Source organism: Amycolatopsis sp. NPDC051128 (assembly GCF_040682715.1).
Classification (GTDB): domain Bacteria; phylum Actinomycetota; class Actinomycetes; order Mycobacteriales; family Pseudonocardiaceae; genus Amycolatopsis.
In genome coordinates, this window is sequence record NZ_JBFBBN010000041.1 from 57,061 (window position 1) to 74,220 (window position 17,160).

10 protein-coding genes are annotated in these 17,160 nt (G+C 70.2%); 7 read left to right on the forward strand and 3 right to left on the reverse strand.

Going from position 1 to position 17,160, the window contains the following annotated elements:
- Nucleotides 1-12: 12 nt before the first annotated feature.
- Both asnB and AB0M82_RS32775 read left to right on the forward strand, forming a co-directional pair.
- The gene (gene asnB / locus AB0M82_RS32770) at nt 13-1,848 is read left to right on the forward strand and encodes an asparagine synthase (glutamine-hydrolyzing) (protein WP_364730289.1); all 1,836 of its coding nucleotides are present in this window, start codon (nt 13-15) and stop codon (nt 1,846-1,848) included.
- Between the two features lie 90 nt (nt 1,849-1,938).
- Nucleotides 1,939-2,301, forward strand: coding sequence for a DUF6204 family protein (locus tag AB0M82_RS32775; RefSeq protein WP_364730292.1), 363 nt, complete (start codon nt 1,939-1,941; stop codon nt 2,299-2,301).
- A 159-nt stretch (nt 2,302-2,460) separates the two neighbouring features.
- Here AB0M82_RS32775 and AB0M82_RS32780 read toward each other — a convergent pair whose 3' ends face one another.
- The 3 genes from AB0M82_RS32780 to AB0M82_RS32790 form a co-directional block, all read right to left on the reverse strand.
- Nucleotides 2,461-3,900 (reverse strand): NAD(P)/FAD-dependent oxidoreductase, encoded by a 1,440-nt coding sequence (locus tag AB0M82_RS32780; RefSeq protein ID WP_364730295.1) that lies wholly within the window; start codon nt 3,898-3,900, stop codon nt 2,461-2,463.
- A gap of 2 nt (nt 3,901-3,902) precedes the next feature.
- Complete coding sequence (locus AB0M82_RS32785; protein WP_364730297.1) at nt 3,903-5,078, reverse strand: LLM class flavin-dependent oxidoreductase; 1,176 nt, start codon at nt 5,076-5,078, stop codon at nt 3,903-3,905.
- A gap of 267 nt (nt 5,079-5,345) precedes the next feature.
- Nucleotides 5,346-7,631, reverse strand: a complete 2,286-nt coding sequence (locus AB0M82_RS32790) for an excinuclease ABC subunit UvrA (RefSeq protein WP_364730300.1) — start codon at nt 7,629-7,631, stop codon at nt 5,346-5,348.
- A gap of 215 nt (nt 7,632-7,846) precedes the next feature.
- Here AB0M82_RS32790 and AB0M82_RS32795 point away from each other — a divergent pair, with 215 nt between their 5' ends.
- From AB0M82_RS32795 to AB0M82_RS32815, 5 genes are all read left to right on the forward strand, one after another.
- Entirely contained in the window at nt 7,847-8,329 is a 483-nt protein-coding gene (locus AB0M82_RS32795) for a MarR family transcriptional regulator (RefSeq protein ID WP_364730303.1), read from the forward strand.
- Nucleotides 8,330-8,754: 425 nt separating this feature from the next.
- Complete coding sequence (locus AB0M82_RS32800; protein ID WP_364730306.1) at nt 8,755-10,536, forward strand: non-ribosomal peptide synthetase; 1,782 nt, start codon at nt 8,755-8,757, stop codon at nt 10,534-10,536.
- Nucleotides 10,537-10,592: 56 nt separating this feature from the next.
- Nucleotides 10,593-15,008 (forward strand): amino acid adenylation domain-containing protein, encoded by a 4,416-nt coding sequence (locus AB0M82_RS32805; RefSeq protein ID WP_364730308.1) that lies wholly within the window; start codon nt 10,593-10,595, stop codon nt 15,006-15,008.
- 54 nt (nt 15,009-15,062) lie between these two features.
- Nucleotides 15,063-16,313, forward strand: a complete 1,251-nt coding sequence (locus tag AB0M82_RS32810) for a 3-deoxy-7-phosphoheptulonate synthase (protein ID WP_364730310.1) — start codon at nt 15,063-15,065, stop codon at nt 16,311-16,313.
- A 73-nt stretch (nt 16,314-16,386) separates the two neighbouring features.
- Nucleotides 16,387-17,154, forward strand: a complete 768-nt coding sequence (locus AB0M82_RS32815; protein WP_364730313.1) for a 2,3-dihydro-2,3-dihydroxybenzoate dehydrogenase — start codon at nt 16,387-16,389, stop codon at nt 17,152-17,154.
- Nucleotides 17,155-17,160: the final 6 nt, after the last annotated feature.

Sequence of the window (17,160 nt, forward strand, 5' to 3'; positions counted from 1 at the left end):
GGAGGGAGCAACATGTGCGGAGTTGCCGGCTGGGTGTCGTTCGACCGTGACCTGACCAGGGAACGGCCTGCCATCGAGGCCATGACGCACAGCATGCGGCAGCGCGGCCCGGACGAATGGGGGATCTGGACCGGAACGCACGCCGCCTTCGGCCACCGCCGGCTGTCGATCATCGACCTGCCCGGCGGAACCCAGCCGATGTCGGTCGACACCCCGGATGGCGAGGTCGTGCTCACCTACAGCGGTGAGACGTACAACTTTGTCGAACTGCGCGACGAGCTGCGCCGGCGCGGCCACCGGTTCCGCACCGCGAGCGACACCGAAGTGGTGCTGCGCGGGTATCTGGAGTGGGGCGAGGCGGTCGCCGAGCGGATGATCGGCATGTGCGCGATCGGGCTGTGGGACGGCCGGACCGAGCGCCTGGTCCTCATCCGTGACCGCCTGGGCACGAAGCCGTTGCACTACTTCCCGACCGAGGACGGCGTCCTGTTCGGCTCCGAGCCGAAGGCGATCCTGGCCCACCCCCTGGCGGAGCCGGTGGTCGACACCGACGGCATCCGCCGGCTGCTGCTGGGCTTCCCGACGACCGACGAAGGCGTCTGGTCCGGCGTGAAGATCGCCCGCCCGGGCACGATCATCACGGTGGACCGGTCCGGCCTGCGCGAGCACACCTACTGGCGGCTGACCGCCGAGCCGCACACCGAGGACCGGGAAAACACGGTCCGGACGGTCCAGGCGATGATCGAGGACAACGTCGCGCACGAACTGGTGGCCGACGTGCCCAGGGGAGTGCTGCTGTCCGGCGGCCTGGACTCCAGCGTGCTCACCGGTCTGGCCGACCGCAGCCTGCGTCCCCGCGGCGAGATCGTCCGCACGTTCTCGGTCGACTTCCCCGACCAGACCGAGAACTTCAAGCCCGACACCATCCGGGGAAGCGCCGACGGCCCCTACATCGCCGACGTCGTGGCGCACGTCGGGACCGAGCACCACCAGCTCGTCCTCGACCACCGCGCCCTGTCCGACCCCGAGGTGCGCCGGGAAGTCGTGGCCGCCTGGGACGCGCCCTACGGCATGGGTGACATGAACAGCTCGATCTTCCTGCTGTTCAAGGCCCTCAAGGAACACGTCACGGTGGCGTTGAGCGGCGAGGCCGGCGACGAGATCTTCATGGGCCACCTCTGGCACCACGCCGAAGCGGTCTACTCGGGCGACAACTTCCCCTGGTTCGTCGCCTGGCCCCAGCTGGACACCTCGTCGTACATGACCCGGGAGTTCATCGACCTGATCGACCTCCCCGGGTTCACCAAGGACAGCTACCACCAGGCGCTCACCGAAGTCCCCCACCTGGACGGCGAGGACACCCGCCGCCGCAAGCAACGCGAGATCGCCTACCTGGGCCTGACCCGCTTCATGCGCACCCTGGAAGACCGCCTGGACCGGATGGCGATGCGCGCGGGCGTCGAGACCAGGGTCCCGTTCTGCGACCATCGCCTGGTGCAGTACCTCTACAACGTCCCCTGGCCGATGCACACGTTCGACGGCCACGAGAAAAGCCTGCTCCGAGCGGCGGCCCGAGACCTGCTCCCGGACTCGGTGGCGGCCCGCCGCAAGAGCGGCTACCCCTCGACCCAGGATCTCCGGTACGTGGCCGCCCTCCAGCGGCAGGTCCTGGACGTCCTGGCCGAGCCGAACACCGACGCGTTGTTCATGTGCGACCCGAAGAAGGTCGCCCAAGCAGCCGGCCGGAACCCTGCCGACGTGGACCCCGCGGCCCGCTTCACCTTCGAGCGGATCCTCGACGTCGCCGCCTGGCTGGACATCGCCAAACCCGGCATCAAACTCTCCTGACCACGGCGTTTTCGGGCAAAACACAGTGCTGGTCCGCCGACCGGAAAAACCATGCCGCCCGGACGGGGACCGATGGGTATGTTGACGCTCATGCCGACCTATCGCGTCCTCGTCCGCGGCAAGTTCGACCGTCCCGGCGAAGTGGCCCGTGAGAAGCTCCTCAGCGCCCTGGGCACCGGCGGCGACGACCTGACCGGGCAGGTCTTCAGCCCCGAAGGCACTCTCACCTACAGCCCGCACCTTGGTGGCTTCAGCTACCGGGTCGAGGTCGACGTCGACGCCGGTGCGGAGGCCGCTCAGCAGGCCCACGACCACGCCGAGCTGATGGTCATGGAGCTGATGGACCGCGAGGGCTACCCGTATCGCGATCTCGTCGTCAGCTCGACCTGCCTGGACGACCTCCGCGCCCGGCGCCGGGGTCAGGCCGCGCGCACCAGCTCGTCGCCGGGGTAGGGCCCGGGCTTCGGGCGCCGGCGGCTCCCCAGCCTGCGACCGGCCGCATCCGCGGCCACGAGCCAGGGATGAACTACACCGATCCCGCCGACCGGCCAGTACGCCGGTCCCGATCATGAAGCATTCCTCCGCGGGCCGGCGGAGGCGTACCTCAGCGGCTCAAGCCGCGGTGCTCAGCTCGACGAACGCCCGGACCCCCGACTCGAGCGCGTAGTTCATCGACCCCCCGTTGGGTTCGAAGCTCGTGTGCTCACCCGCGAAGTGGATGCGGTTCTCCGGCGCGCGAATGGCGGGCATCAGCTTGCTGTGGCCGCGCTCGGGCAGGACGTACGACCCTTCGATCCACGGCTCGTGGTCCCACGCCACCGAAACCCCCAGCTCGAACTGCTCGTGCGCCCCCGGGAACATCGTGTCGACGTGGTCCAGCACGAACCGCACGCGCTCCTCATCGGTCATCGCCGCGATCGCGCGGGCGCGCCAGCCCGTCATCAGGACCTCCAGGATCCGCCTCGGGCCGGGCTGGTTCGCCGTCGCGTCGCGGACCCAGCGGATCGGCAGGTCCGTCGACACCGAGACGTTGTGCCCCTTCCAGAACTGCTCGCGCACCTGCAGGTACACCCGGACGATGGACGCGTACCGCAGCTTGCGCGTCGCCTCGATCTTGGCTTCGGTCAGCCGCGCGTGGCTGACGTCGACGTGGCGGATCGCGCTGAACGGCACCGTGACCACGACCCGGTCGGCGGTGGCCCGGGCCAGCCGGCCGTGGTCGAGGTAGGTCACCGTGGCCGAGTCGTCGTCCTGGTCGAGCCGCACGACCGGGGCGCGGTAGCGGATGCGGTCGCGCAGCTCGTGGGCGAAAGCGCGGGGCAGCTCGTCGGTGCCGCCGGCGATCTTGCCCCACCCTTCGGTCGAGGTCAGCATCGAGCGGTAACCGCTTTCATGCCGCAGCCACGACAACGCCGACGCCGAAAGCAGGTCGCCCCCGCGCATCTCCAGGAACATCGGTTCCATCAGGTCGATCGCCGTCTGTGAAGCGCCACGGGCGCGCAGGACTTCGTCCACAGAGGATTGATCGAGCTTCTCGAGGTCGGCCGAGGGCGCCCAGTGCGGCGCGGTCAATTCGGCGCCGAGCTCGTCGGCCGCCGCCGTGACGTACCGGGCGATCAGCTCCGGCACGCCGAGGCCGCGCTCGTGCTCGGCGAGCGGAAGACCCGCCGCCGCCAGGGAATCTGCGTCCGGCCGGACGAACTGGCCGTCGACGAAGTAGGAGAAGTCCTGGTCGAGCAGGTCCGACCGGTCGAGCCCGACGCCGAGCCGCTGCCGGTAGTGGGTGACGTAGTGGCATTCCGGGGTCACGGTCATCGCCCCGGCCTCGACGTGCAGGCCGTCGGCGAACGGCTGCCGCAGCGTGCGGGCCCGGCCACCGGCGCGTTCGGTGGCTTCGAGCACGGTGACCGCGCAGCCGGCCCGGTGCAGCTCGTACGCGGCGGCCAGGCCGGCCAGCCCCGCCCCGACGACGATCGCCGTCCGGGGCGGGCGCAGGCCGCGCAGGTCCTCGCCGAGGTGCCGGAGCAGGTCGGCGGGTGCGGGCGCGGGCATCGTCACCAGCTCCAGCCGCGCTCCGCGGGCGGGGTCCAGACGTTCGCCTTCTCCAGGTACGGGAAGACCTCGCCCATCAGCTCGATCTGCTCGGCTTCGTACATCACCGGCAGGAACATGAACCCGCGCACGCCGGTCTCACGGTGCAGGTCCAGCAGCTGCCCGGCGACTGTCTCCGGCGACCCGACCAGCACCTTGCTGCCGCACGCGAGGCCCAGAGTCCGGGCGATGTCGTCGAACTCGCCCTCGTAGTTCTCCTGGTAGGTCTCGCTGCCGCCCATCAGCTCGGTCGCGATGTCGCGGGCGGCGCCCATGTCGAGCGAGTCGCGCACCCACGAGAACTTCTCCTGGGCCTCGGTGTCGGTCTTGCCGAGCAGCACGCCGACCGCGCCCGCCATGTTGACGTCGAGGGGGTCCCGGCCGGCGGCTTCGGTGCGCTCGGCCAGTGACTCGACGGTCCTGCGGACCTTCGAGTAGTCGTCGGGCAACGGCGTGAACGCGAAGTCGCAGGTCTCGGCGATCAGCTGCTGGCCCGCGGCCGAGACGCCCGCGTTGAACAGGCACGGCCACGGCTGCTGCTCGATGTGCGGGCCGATCAGGCTGCCGCGCAGGTCGTGGTACTCGCCGTGGAACTCGACGTGCTCGCCGCGCGAAGCCCACAGCGTCTTGACGGCTTCCACGGCCTCGGTGGTGATCTTGTAGCGCAGGTCGTGGTCGGTGTCGGTGGGCGCGCCGAGCAGCTCGGCTTCCGGCGTTTTCCAGCCCGGCACGATGTTCCAGCCCCAGCGGCCGCCGCTCAGGGCGTCCAAGTTGGCGCCGAGGCGGGCGATGACACCGGGGGAGAGGTACCGGGTGTGCATGGTGGTGACGACGCCGATGTGCTGCGTCGCCGCCATCACGACCGGCGCGTAGATCGGCGCCGAGATGTGCGGCTGGGCGTGCCCGATGCGGGCGCTGTTCTCGCCGTGGGTGATGTAGCCGTCGGCGAAGAAGACGTAATCCATGCCGATGTCTTCGACGCGGCGGGCCAGGTCGATCTGCGAGGCCGGGTCGAGCGAGTCCGGGTTGCGGTCGGCGACCGCTTTGGACGTCGCGGTGGGCGTCGGCGAGCTGAGCCACATGAAGCCGAATCGCAGCTGCCCGTCGGGGAGGCGGTCCTTGGTCGTGCCACGGGACATGCGCATCTCCTATCCGATGGTTGCTTTCAAGCAACCATGGTAATCATGCTATAGGGTGAAGTGTCAACCGTTTGCCTTGTGGATCAACTAAAATCCACAAGTTATTGAGTCCTTTGTGGACAATTAACGAATACGCCGGGAAATCATTTTGCGATCAACCGGTGTGGCGGCCGCGCGGCCGCGCCGAATGAGTCATTCAGGACCTCCGAAGACCTGAATGACTCATTCAAGACGTTCGCACTCGCCGAACCACCTGGGCGCGCGGCACTAGGCGTTCTCGAGATCCGCCCGCAGGTATTCGGCGGTGTAGGACTTGCGGTCCTTCAGCAGCTTCTCCGGCGTGCCTTCGAACAGCACGCGCCCGCCGTGGCGCCCGGCTTCCGGGCCCAGGTCGATCACCCAGTCCGCGTGCTTCACGACGTCGAGGTCGTGCTCGATCACCACGACCGTGTTGCCGCCGTCCACCAAGCGGTCCAGCAGGTCCAGCAGGTGCCCGATGTCGGCCATGTGCAGGCCGGTGGTCGGTTCGTCGAACAGGTAGACGTTGCCGGTCTCCCGCAGCCGGTGCGCGAGCTTGACCCGCTGCCTTTCCCCGCCGGACAACGTCGACAGCGGCTGCCCGAGCGTCAGGTACGAGAGCCCGACCTCGGCCAGCAGCTCCAGCTTCCGCGTGATCGCCTCTTCGGAGAAGTAGTCCAGCGCCTCTTCGACGGTCAACGCCAAGACGTCGACGATGTTCTTGCCCCGCAGCGTCTTGTCGAGCACCTCGGGCCGATAACGCCGGCCTTCGCACGCTTCGCAGATCGTGGTCACCGGGTCCATGTACGCCAGGTCCGTCTCGATGACGCCGCGGCCCTTGCACTCCGGGCACCCGCCTTCGGAGTTGAAGCTGAACAGACCCGGCTGCGCGTTGTTGGCCTCGGCGAACAGCTTCCGGATGACGTCCATGACGTCCAGGTAGGTCGCCGGCGTCGAGCGCGTCGACACCCCGATGGCCGACTGGTCGATCATCACCGCGCCGGGGTGCTGCTGCCGGAGGGCCCCCGACACGAGGGTGCTCTTGCCCGACCCCGCCACCCCGGTCACCACGGTGAGCACGCCGGTCGGGATGTCGACGGTCACGTCGTGCAGGTTGTGCAGGGCCGCCTTCTTGATCGGCAGCTGCCCGGTCGGCTCGCGGAACTCCTCCTTGAGCACAGGGATGTGCGTCAGGCACTTGCCGGTGAGCGTCGACGCTCGCCGCAGCTGCTTGACCGTGCCTTCGAAGACGACCTCGCCGCCGTGCGTGCCCGCGCCGGGGCCCATGTCGACGACGTGGTCGGCGATGGCGATGACGTCGCGGTCGTGCTCGACGACCAGGACCGTGTTGCCCTTGTCCCGCAGCGCGCACAGCAGCTCGTTGAGCCGGTGCACGTCCCGCGGGTGCAGCCCGACGCTCGGCTCGTCGAAGACGTAGGTCAGGTCCGTGAGGCTGCTGCCGAGGTGCTTGACCGTCTTGAGGCGCTGGCCCTCGCCGCCGGACAGTGTCGAGGTCTCGCGGTCGAGGCTCAGGTAGCCCAGCCCGATCGACTCGACGCGTTCGAGCGCCGCGAGCGCGCCGGCCAGCACCGACTTCGCCGCCGGGATGTCCAGCGACTTCAGCTCGGCGATCAGCTCGCTGACCTCCATCGCGCAGTGGTCGGCGATGGACTTGCCGTGGATCTTCGACGCCAGTGCGGCCTTGTTCAGCCGGCCGCCCTTGCACACCGCGCAGGGCCCTGCGACCACGATCTTCTCGACCTCACGGCGGTCGCGCTCCTTGAGCGTGTCCAGGCCGTTCTTGAGGTAGCGGCGGGTGAGCTTGGCGACGACGCCTTCGTATTCGTTCGAGTAGTTCTGCCGCCTGCCCGAGCGGTCCACCCGGAACCCGCCGCCGTGCAGCAGCAGGTCCCATTCCTTCTTGGTGAACTTCTTGAGCGGCTTGTCCGGGTCGAACAGCCCGGACTGCGCGTAGAGCTGCCACATGTAGGTGCCGATCGCGAACAGCGGCGAGTCCAGTGCGCCCTCATTGAGCGACTTGTCGTAGTCGATCAGCAGGTCGAGGTCGAGTTTCGTGGTCTTGCCGAGGCCCTGGCACTCGTCGCACATGCCCTGGGGGTCGTTGAACGAGTACAGGTTCGACGACCCCGCGCTCGGCTTGCCGTACCGGGAGAACAGCACGCGCAGCATCGCGTGGATCTCGCTCATCGTGCCGACGGTCGAGCGGGCGTTGCCGCCGATCGGCTTCTGGTCCACCACGATCGCCGTGGACAGGTTGCTCATTCGCTCCGCGCGCGGGCGCTCGTGCTTGGGCAGCCGGTTGCGGATGAACCAGCTGAACGTCTCGCTGAGCTGCCGCTGCGACTCGACCGCGATCGTGTCGAACACGATCGACGACTTGCCCGAGCCCGACACGCCGGTGAACACGGTGATCTCGCCCTTGGGGATGCAGAGCGAGACGTTCTTCAGGTTGTTCTCGCACGCACCCTCGAGCTCGATGTGGCCGCCGGTGCGCCGGGTCTGCTCGTTCGCCATGACCTGCGCCTCCTCGTCCCGGGACGGCGCGTGCCCGACACCGGGGTCGATCGGACTATTGGTTTCCGTTCGGCAATCACTTTACCAGCCCGAGTCCTTCGCGGCCGCGCGAGGAGAGCCGTGTCGCGAGGGTGACCTGTGGGCGAGCGGGAAGTGATATCCTCTGATGATCTTCCGACTGCGGTGCGCTTTTCCCTCGAAAGCTGAGGTGGGTAATGACGAAGTTCCACGGTTCCCCGACCGCCCCGCCGGGCCGTCCCGGCGAACTGGAGAACGCGCTCTCCTACCTCCAGTGCGTGCTGGTGGCGCGGCGCACGCGCGCCACCCCGGAGAAGGTCACCTGGTCGCAGTACGACGTGCTGGAGACGCTGCGGATCCACGGCCCGATGACGCCCTCGGCGATCGGGGAGTCGCTGGGCATCTCGCGCCAGAGCACGTCCAAGCTGCTGCGGGTACTCAAGGACCAGTTCCTCATCGAGCAGGCCTCGCGCGGCACCGACCGGCGCGAGCAGACGACGTCGCTGACCGAAGAGGGCGAAGAGTTCCTCATGCGCGCAGCTCAGGGCCGCCGGGAGACCGCGAAGGTCGCCGGCGCGGCGCTGACCGCGGGCGAGGCGAGCCTGTTCGCCGAGCTCTGCCGGAAGGTCGCCGACTCGCTGCACTCCACTCCCCAGCCTTTCCCGCTCCGCGACGTCTGAGCCGCGCCGGTCACGCCCGGCCCCCAATCGTGCACACCGTGTGGCGGATGCCCCGGTGCCTGGGTGCCCAAACGCGGCCGCGGCGATGTCACCCGGCGTGCACGCCGGGCCGCCCGCGCCCCCGTTGCGCCGATCGGAGCAGCGCGCACCGCTGATGGTCGTCAATCCACACCGGATCCCCGGACCCGAGTTGCGCCACTCGCCGTGGCCAGTACGGTTCGCGCGCGAATTCACGGCTATTCACATTTTTCTCAAGTAATCGATTTCTTCCGATAATCGCAACCCTGGGTTATTTGAGTTTTCGACGATTTCCGGCGGGTTGACAGTCCTTCGGGCCCTTTGCATACTGGTTGCTGAGAGGAAATCATCTCATCCCAATTGATCATTGATGCCGCCGTGCGCGGCAGCATCGGACAGGGGGATCCATGCCCGTCGACGGAAATCCGGCCGGGCGCGAAGAACTCGTGCTGCCGCGGCTGTTCGAGCGCGCCGCCGCCGACCATCCACATCGGACGGCCCTGAGCGGCGACGGCCCCGAAGTGTCCTATGCGGACTTGAACGCCCGCGCCAACCGGCTCGCCAGGACCCTGCGCGTGATGCAGGTCCGCGACGGCGCCCCGGCCGGTCTCTTCCTCGACCGCTCGACGGACCTCGTGGTCACGCTGCTCGCGGTCCTCAAGGCCGGCGGCTGCGTCGTCCCGCTCAACCCGGCCTACCCGGCCCGGATGATCCGCCACATCGTCGAGGCGACCGGCCTGCGGACGGTCGTCCACCAGGGGCAGCCGTCGCTGGCCGAGGCGGACCTCCCGGTCCGGCGGGCGCACGTCGCCGACCTGGTCGAGGAAAGCGCATCACACGAGGACGGCAACCTGCCCACGGCCCCGGCCGCCGGGGACGACGCGTTCGTCCTGTTCACCTCCGGGTCCACCGGGCGGCCCAAGGGCGTCCGGCTGGCCCACCGCGGCCTCGCCCGGCTGGCCGTCGCCGACCCGAAGCTGACGATCACCCCGGACGACTGCCTGGTGCAGCTGGCCGCGTTCTCCTTCGCCGCCTCCGGCAACGAGTTCTGGCTGAGCCTGCTCAACGGCGCCGAGCTCGTCCTGCTGCCGCCGGGCCTGCCGTCGCTGTCCGATCTGCGGGACGTCGTCGGGAAGCGCGGGGTCAGCGTGCTGAGCCTGCCTTGTGGACTGTTCAACCTCTTGGTCGACAACGAACTGGACGTCCTGCGCGAGCTGCGCGTGATCATGGTCAGCGGCGACTTCCCGTCCCCGGCGCACCTGGCGACGGCCGCGGAGCACACCACCGCCGCGATCTTCAACGGCTACGGCTGCACCGAGAACTCGGCCATCTCGTCGCTGTACCCGGTCACGCCCGAGGTCCGCGACCTCGACCGGGTGCCGGTCGGCAAGCCCCTGTCCGGTGTCACCATGGACGTGCTCGACCAGGACCTCAAGCCGTGCCCGCCCGGCGACGTCGGCGAGCTGGTCATCGGCGGCCTCGGCGTCGCCAACGGCTACCTGGACCTGCCGGACGTCCAAGCCGAGAAGTTCATCGACGGCGGCACGCGCTACCGCACCGGCGACCTGGCCCGGCTGACCCCCGACGGCGACGTCGTGCTCGTCGGCCGGTCCGACAGCCTCGTCAAGATCCGCGGGTTCCGCGTCGAGACCAGCGCCGTCGAACTCGCCCTGAAGTCGTTCGACGACGTCGAGCACGCCGTCGTCAAGGCGTTCGGCAACGAGGCCAACGAAAAGAGCCTCGTCGCGTTCTACACCACCTGGAGCGGGCAGGAGATCGGCGCCGGCGAACTGATCGCCCAGCTCGCCGACTCCCTGCCGGAGTACATGATCCCCTCGGATTTCCGCCGGCTCGACGCGATGCCGGCGAACCTCAACGGAAAGATCGACCGGGCCGCACTGCACGACCCGCGCGCCCGGTCCCGGGAAGAAAAGGAGCAGCCCATGACGAACCCCCTCGAAACGGTCATCCTGCAGATGTGGCGCGACATCATCGGCACCGACGACTACTCCGCCACCGACCCGTTCGTCGGGCACGGCGGCAATTCCCTGCACTTCGTGAAGTTCGCTTCCGGGCTGCAGTCGGTCTTCGCGGTCGAAGTGCGCCCCGAAGACGTGTTCCGGCACGGCACCGTCCGCGGGCTGGCCGAGCACATCGAGTCGCTGCGAGCGGGTGCTCCCGCGGGCTGAGCCGGCAGACCGAACCGACGCACGGGGGCCGCGATGATCGGAGAGGTACTGACACCATGGACAACCCACTCGAGTCGGTGATCCGCCGGACCCGTTCCGGCGTCACCGCTGACGGTGCGGCCGGCCACGAGCAGCTCGCCGGGCTGCTGAGTGCGCTGCTGGGGGTCACCCTGGGGGCCGACGACGTCCGGCGGCACGAAGATCCCGCCGACCTGGCACGCCACATCGACGACCTGCGCGGCGGCCCACCCGGGCTGACCGCGACCACGGCGGACGGTCCCGCCCCGGCCTCCTACGGCCAGCGCGGCATCTGGTTCATCGACCAGTACTCGCCGCATCCGGCCGCCTACAACGCGCCGTTCGTCTTCACCGTCAAGACGCCGCTCGACACCGGCGTGCTCCACGACAGCCTGCGTGCGCTGCTGGCCCGCCACGAAATCCTGCGGACCACGTTCGCCGCCGAGGACGGCGACGTCCGCCAGCACGTCGGCGCGGAACCGGATTGCGACTTCTCGGTCGTCGAGCTGAGCGCCGGCCGGCCACTGGACGAGGTCGTCGCCGAAGTCGTCGACACCGAGTTCGACCTGGCCACCGGGCCACTGGTCAAGGTGGTCTGCGCGGTCGAGCCCGACGGCCCGACGCACGTCGTGTGCGGCATCCACCACATCGTCTTCGACGCGGCCTCGGCCGGGGTGTTCCTCACCGAGTGGTTCACCCGCTACCACGCCGCGCTCGCCGGGGACGCCTACGACGAAGGCGAACCCCGGCCGCAGTACCGCGACTTCGCCCGCCGGCAGCGGGAAACCGTCCGCGGGGAGCGGCTCGAGGAGCTGCTCGCGCACTGGGAGACGCGGCTCGCCGGGTCGCTGCCGCTGCTGGACCTGCCGACGGACCGGCCGCGGCCGCAGGAGCAGTCGCACCGCGGCGACATCGTCCGGTTCGACCTCCCGCCGGAGCTGACCGACCGGCTGCGCCGGCTCGCCGCCGACGAGGGCGTCACGTTGTTCATGCTGCTGGAGGCCGCCTACGCGGCGTTCCTCCACCTGCACACGCGCCAGGACGACCTCCTCGTCGGCAGCCCGGTCTCGCTGCGGGACCTGCCGGAGACGGCCGACATGCTCGGCTACTTCGTCAACATGGTCGTCTTCCGCCACACCGTGCGCGCGGACCTGCCGCTGCGGGAGCTGTACGCGCAGGCGAGCACCGAGGTCACCGAGGCGCTGCGGCACAAGGACGCGCCGTTCGAAAAGGTCATCGAGCGGGTCAACCCGCCGCGCAGCCCGAGCCACTCGCCGCTCTTCCAGACCATGTTCGTGCTCCCGGACTCAGACTGGGCGGCCCTGGACCGGCTCGGCCTGGACGCCGACCTCGACCTCTACGTCAGCCGCAGCTCGAAGTACGATCTCTCGCTGATCGTCGAGCAGGACGGCACCGCGCTGCGCGGGGTCTTCGAGTACGACACCGCGTTGTTCGAGCGCGAGACCGTCGAGGCCTTCGGCGACCGGTACGTCCGGCTGCTCGACGCCCTCGTCGAGAACCCCGGCGGCACCGTCGGCGACCTGGGTCTGCTCTCGGAAGAGCAGGAGCGGGAGGTGCTCGCGTGGTGCGCGCCGCCGCCGGAGGACACCACCCGCCGCCCGGTCACCGAACTGTTCGAGACGCAGGCCGCGGTCACCCCGGACGCACCCGCGCTGGAGCACGGCGACCGCGTGCTGACCTACCGCGAGCTCAACGGCCGCGCCAACCGCCTGGCCCGCGACCTGCGGGCGAAGGGCGTCGGACGCGGCGACCGCGTCGGCATCCACGTGCCACGGTCGCCGGAGATGGTCGTGGCACTGCTGGGGGTCCTGAAGGCGGGGGCCGCGTACGTGCCGGTCGACCCGTCCTACCCGGCCGAGCGGATCGAGTACATGCTGGCCGACTCCGGCGTCGCGCTGGTGCTGGAATCCGTGGAGCCGGAGTCCGCCGACGAAACCGATCTGGGGCGGCTGAAGAGCGGCGACGACGAGATCTACGTGATCTACACGTCCGGCTCCACCGGCCGGCCCAAGGGCGTCGTGCTCACCGAAGCCACGGTCACCAACCTCGTCGAGTACATGCGCCGGACCTCGCCCATCGGCGCGACCGGCCGGACGCTGCAGTACATGACGTTGTCGTTCGACGTCTCGGTGATGGAGATCCTGGGGACGCTCTGCGCGGGCGGCACGCTCGTGCTGATCGACGAAGAACTGCAGAAGGACCTGCACCGGCTGAGCGACTTCCTGCGCGAGCGGGGCATTTCGCGGACCTACCTGCCTTATGTCGCCGTGCAGCAGCTGGCCGCCGTGGCCGAGGACAAGCCGTTCCCCGACCTGGTGGAGGTCGCGTCCGTCGGCGAACAGCTGGTGATCACCCCGCAGATCCGCGAATTCTTCGCCCGGCGCCCGGAAATCCGGTTCCTCAACATGTACGGGCCGTCCGAGACGCACCTCGCGTCCGCGCACGAGCTGACCGGGGACCCGGCCGGGTGGCCGGAGGCGCCGTCGATCGGCGGCCCGATCGGGGGCCTGTCGATGCTGGCCCTCGACGAGGGCGGCCGGCTCGTCCCGCCCGGCGTGCCGGGGGAGCTGTACCTCGGCGGCGACCTGCTCTCGCCCGGCTACCACGGCCTGCCCGAGCAGACCCGCGAACGGTTCGCCGAGACGCCGTTCGGGCGGCTCTACCGGACCGGCGACCTGGTCCGCTACGACCGCGACGGCGAGTTCGACTACCTCGGGCGCGCCGACACCCAGATCAAGATCCGCGGCTACCGCGTCGAACCCGCCGAGGTCGAAGCGGCGCTCAACGACCTGCCCGGCGTCCGCGCGTCCGCCGTCGCCGCGGTGGCGTTCGGCGCGGGGGACCGGCGGCTGGCCGGCTATCTCGTCACCGACGACGAGATCGATCCGGTCGCGGTGCGCGCCGCGCTGTCGGGGTCACTGCCGGACTACCTGGTGCCGTCGCACTTCGTGCGGCTCGCCGCGCTGCCGATCGCGCCCAGCGGCAAGATCGACCGCAAGGCGCTGCCGGACCTGTTCGACCCCGGCACGGCGGGCTCGTCCCGGCCGCCGGAGACGCCGACCGAGCTGGCTGTCGCCGAAGCGTGGACGGACCTGCTGGGCACCGGCGGGGTCGGCCTCGACGAGGACTTCTTCGCCGCCGGCGGGCACTCGATCCTGGCGACCGAGCTGATGTACCGGCTGCGCAAGCGCTTCGAGGTCGACGTCCCGCTTCGGACGCTCTTCGACGACCCGACGGTCGGCGGGATGGCCGCGCGCATCGACGCCCTGGTGGCCGGCACCGACGACGGCGGCCGCGTCGACCTGCGCGCCGACGTGAAGCTGCCGGAGCACATCCGTGCCACTGAAGGTCCGGCGACCGCCGAAGACGTCCTGCTCACCGGCGCCACCGGGTTCCTCGGCATCCACCTGCTGCGCGAGCTGCTGGCCGAGACCACCGGCCGGGTGCACTGCCTGGTCCGCGCTTCGGACGCCGAAAGCGCGTGGGAGCGGATCACCGCGACGGCCGCCCGCTACGGCATCGGCGATTTCCTGGACCGCGACCGCGTCACCGCCGTGCCGGGTGACCTCGCCGCCGAGCGGCTGGGACTGTCCGAAAAGGACTACGACGACCTGGCCCACCGCGTCGGCACGATCCACCACACCGCCGCGCACATCAACTTCGTCGCGCCCTACGCGTCGGTGAAGCGGGCCAATGTGGACGGTCTGGTCCGGGTCGTCGAGTTCGCGGCGGCCGGGCCGGTCAAGCCGGTGCACTACACCTCGACCGTGGCGGTGTTCTCGCCGAAGCCGCGAGCCGAGGCGATCACCGAGGACGACGTCCCGGACGACTCCGACGACCTCACGATCGGCTACACGCAGAGCAAGTGGGTCGCCGAGGAGGTCGCGCGGCTGGCCCGCGACCGCGGGGTGCCGGTGACGATCTACCGCATCGGCCGGATCGCCGGCGACAGCGAGACCGGCGCCCTGCAGACCGAAGACTTCCTGTGGCGCCAGGTCAAGAGCTTCCTCGAGCTGGGCGTCGTCCCGCCGCCCGAGGAGCACGACACCGACCTGCTGCCGGTCGACTTCGTCGGCCGCGCGCTGGTCCGGCTGGCGCGGGCGCGGCCCGCGGAAAACCGGACGTGGCACCTGTTCAACCCGGACATCAAGACCTTCGACGTCGTTTACCGGGCCATCCGCGAACTGGGGTACCCGCTGCGGGAAATCCCGGTCGGGGAGTGGCGGGCGGCCCTCGCCGACCGCGACAACCCGCTGTCCGCGATGGCCCCGCTCTACCAGGAAGGCGCGCTCGACATCGGCGACAACACCTACGCCAACGAGCGCACCGGACGCGAACTGGCCCGGCTGGGCCTGCGCTGGCCGGAGATCACCCCGGCCGTGTTCACGAAAATGATCGACTATTTCCGTGAAACGGGCGAATTCACCGGCTGAGGCCGCCTCGCCCCCGTTCTTTCCCGATTGTCCCTCTCCAGCAAGGAATGTGCGATGAGGAAGACGCTGCCCGCACGAGCCCGGCCGGTGCTGCACCGCGGCCCCGAGCCGAGCGCCGAGACCCTGACCGGCTACCCGGCCGCCCAGCAACCCGAGTGGCCCGACCCGGCGGAGCTCGCCGAGGTCCGCGACACCCTGGCCGAGCGTGAAGAACTCGTCGGCCCCGCCGAAGTGCTCGAGCTGCGGTCCCTGCTGGCCCGCGCGGCCGAAGGCGAGTTCTGCGTCCTGCAGGCCGGCGACTGCGCCGAGGACCCGGCCGACACCGGCGTCAACGCGGTCGCCCGCAAGGTCGGCATGCTCGACACGCTCGCCGAGGTGATGCGCGTCGGCTCCGGCCGCCCGGTCCTGGAGGTCGGCCGGATCGCCGGCCAGTACGCCAAGCCGCGCTCGGCGAACGTCGAGCACGTCGACGGCCGGGAGCTGCCGGTCTACCGCGGCCCGATCGTCAACAGCCCCGAGCCGACGACGGAGGCCCGCACCCCCGACCCCACCCGGATCCTGGCCGCGCACCAGGCCGCGCTCGGGGTCCGCGCGTCGATCGGGCGCCTGGGCCGCGGCTCCGGCGCCGACCCGGCCGAGCGGATCTGGACCAGCCACGAGGCCCTGCTGCTGGACTACGAAGTCCCGCAGGTGCGAGGGATGCCGGGCGGCCGCCGCTACCTCGCGTCGACGCACTGGCCGTGGATCGGCGAGCGGACCCGGCGCCCGGACGGTGCCCACGTGCACCTGCTGTCCACTGTGGTCAACCCGGTGGCGGCGAAGGTGAGCGCGAAGGCGTCGATCGAGGACGTCCTCGAGCTGTGCGGGCGGATCGACCCCTTTCGCACCCCCGGGCGCCTCACGCTGATCCCGCGGTTCGGCGCCGCCCGGATCGGGCAGCTCGCGCCGCTGGTGCGCGCGGTGCGCCATGCCGGGCACCCGGTGCTGTGGCTGTGCGACCCGATGCACGGCAACACCGTCGTCGCCGACGACGGGCTCAAGGTCCGCTGGCTCGAGGACATCATGAACGAGCTGCGCCAGTTCGTCCGGATCGTCACCGCCGAAGGCGGCGCGTGCGCCGGGCTGCACATGGAGGCGTCGCCGAGCGAGATCTCGGAGTGCCACGGCGCCGGCATCACGGCTTCACGCGGCCCCGGCTACACGACGCTGTGCGACCCGCGGCTGAACCTGACCCAGGCCGTCGCGCTGACCGCCCACTGGCAGCCCGAGGCCGTCCACGAACTGAGGACGGAGCTGGCGTCATGAGCGAGCTTGCGAGCGAATCATCAAACACTGCGCGCGCCGCTCAGGCCGGGCCGAGCGTCAGCGAGGGCCGCGCATGAGCGTGACCCTGGTGACCGGCGCGGCGAGCGGGATCGGCGCCGCGACGGCGACCCTGCTGGCCGAGCGCGGACACTCCCTCGCCCTGTTCGACCGCGACGAAGCCGCCCTGAAGCTGGTCGCGAAGCCGTTGCTGGACGAAGGCCGCACCGTCCGCACCTACACCGTGGACGTCACCTCCAGCACGGAGGTCGACGCCGCCGTCGAGCGCGTCGAGAACGGCTTCGGCCCCGTTTCCGGCCTGGCGAACGTCGCCGGCGTACTGCGGATGGGCCGCGTGGCCGACCTGTCCGACGAGGACTGGAACGCGACCTTCGCGGTCAACGCGACCGGCGTCTTCCACGTCTGCCGGGCGGTCTCCCGCCGGATGGCTTCGCGGAAGGCCGGTTCGATCGTCACGGTGGCGTCGAACGCCGCCGGCGTGCCGCGCAGCCACATGGCCGCCTACGCCGCGTCGAAAGCCGCCGCGACCAGCCTGACCCACAGTCTCGGCCTCGACCTCGCCCCGCTCGGCATCCGCTGTAACGTCGTCGCGCCCGGCTCGACCGACACCCCGATGCTCCGGTCCATGTGGACGGACGAAACGGGGTCGAAGTCCACTTTGGATGGTGATCCCCGCCAGTTCCGGCTGGGCATCCCGCTCGGGCGCATCGGCTCGCCCGAGGACGTCGCCCGCAGCGTGGCGTTCCTGCTGTCCGACGAAGCCCGGCACGTGACCCTCGCGACCCTGCTCGTCGACGGCGGCGCGGCCCTCGGCGCGGTCTGAAAGGAG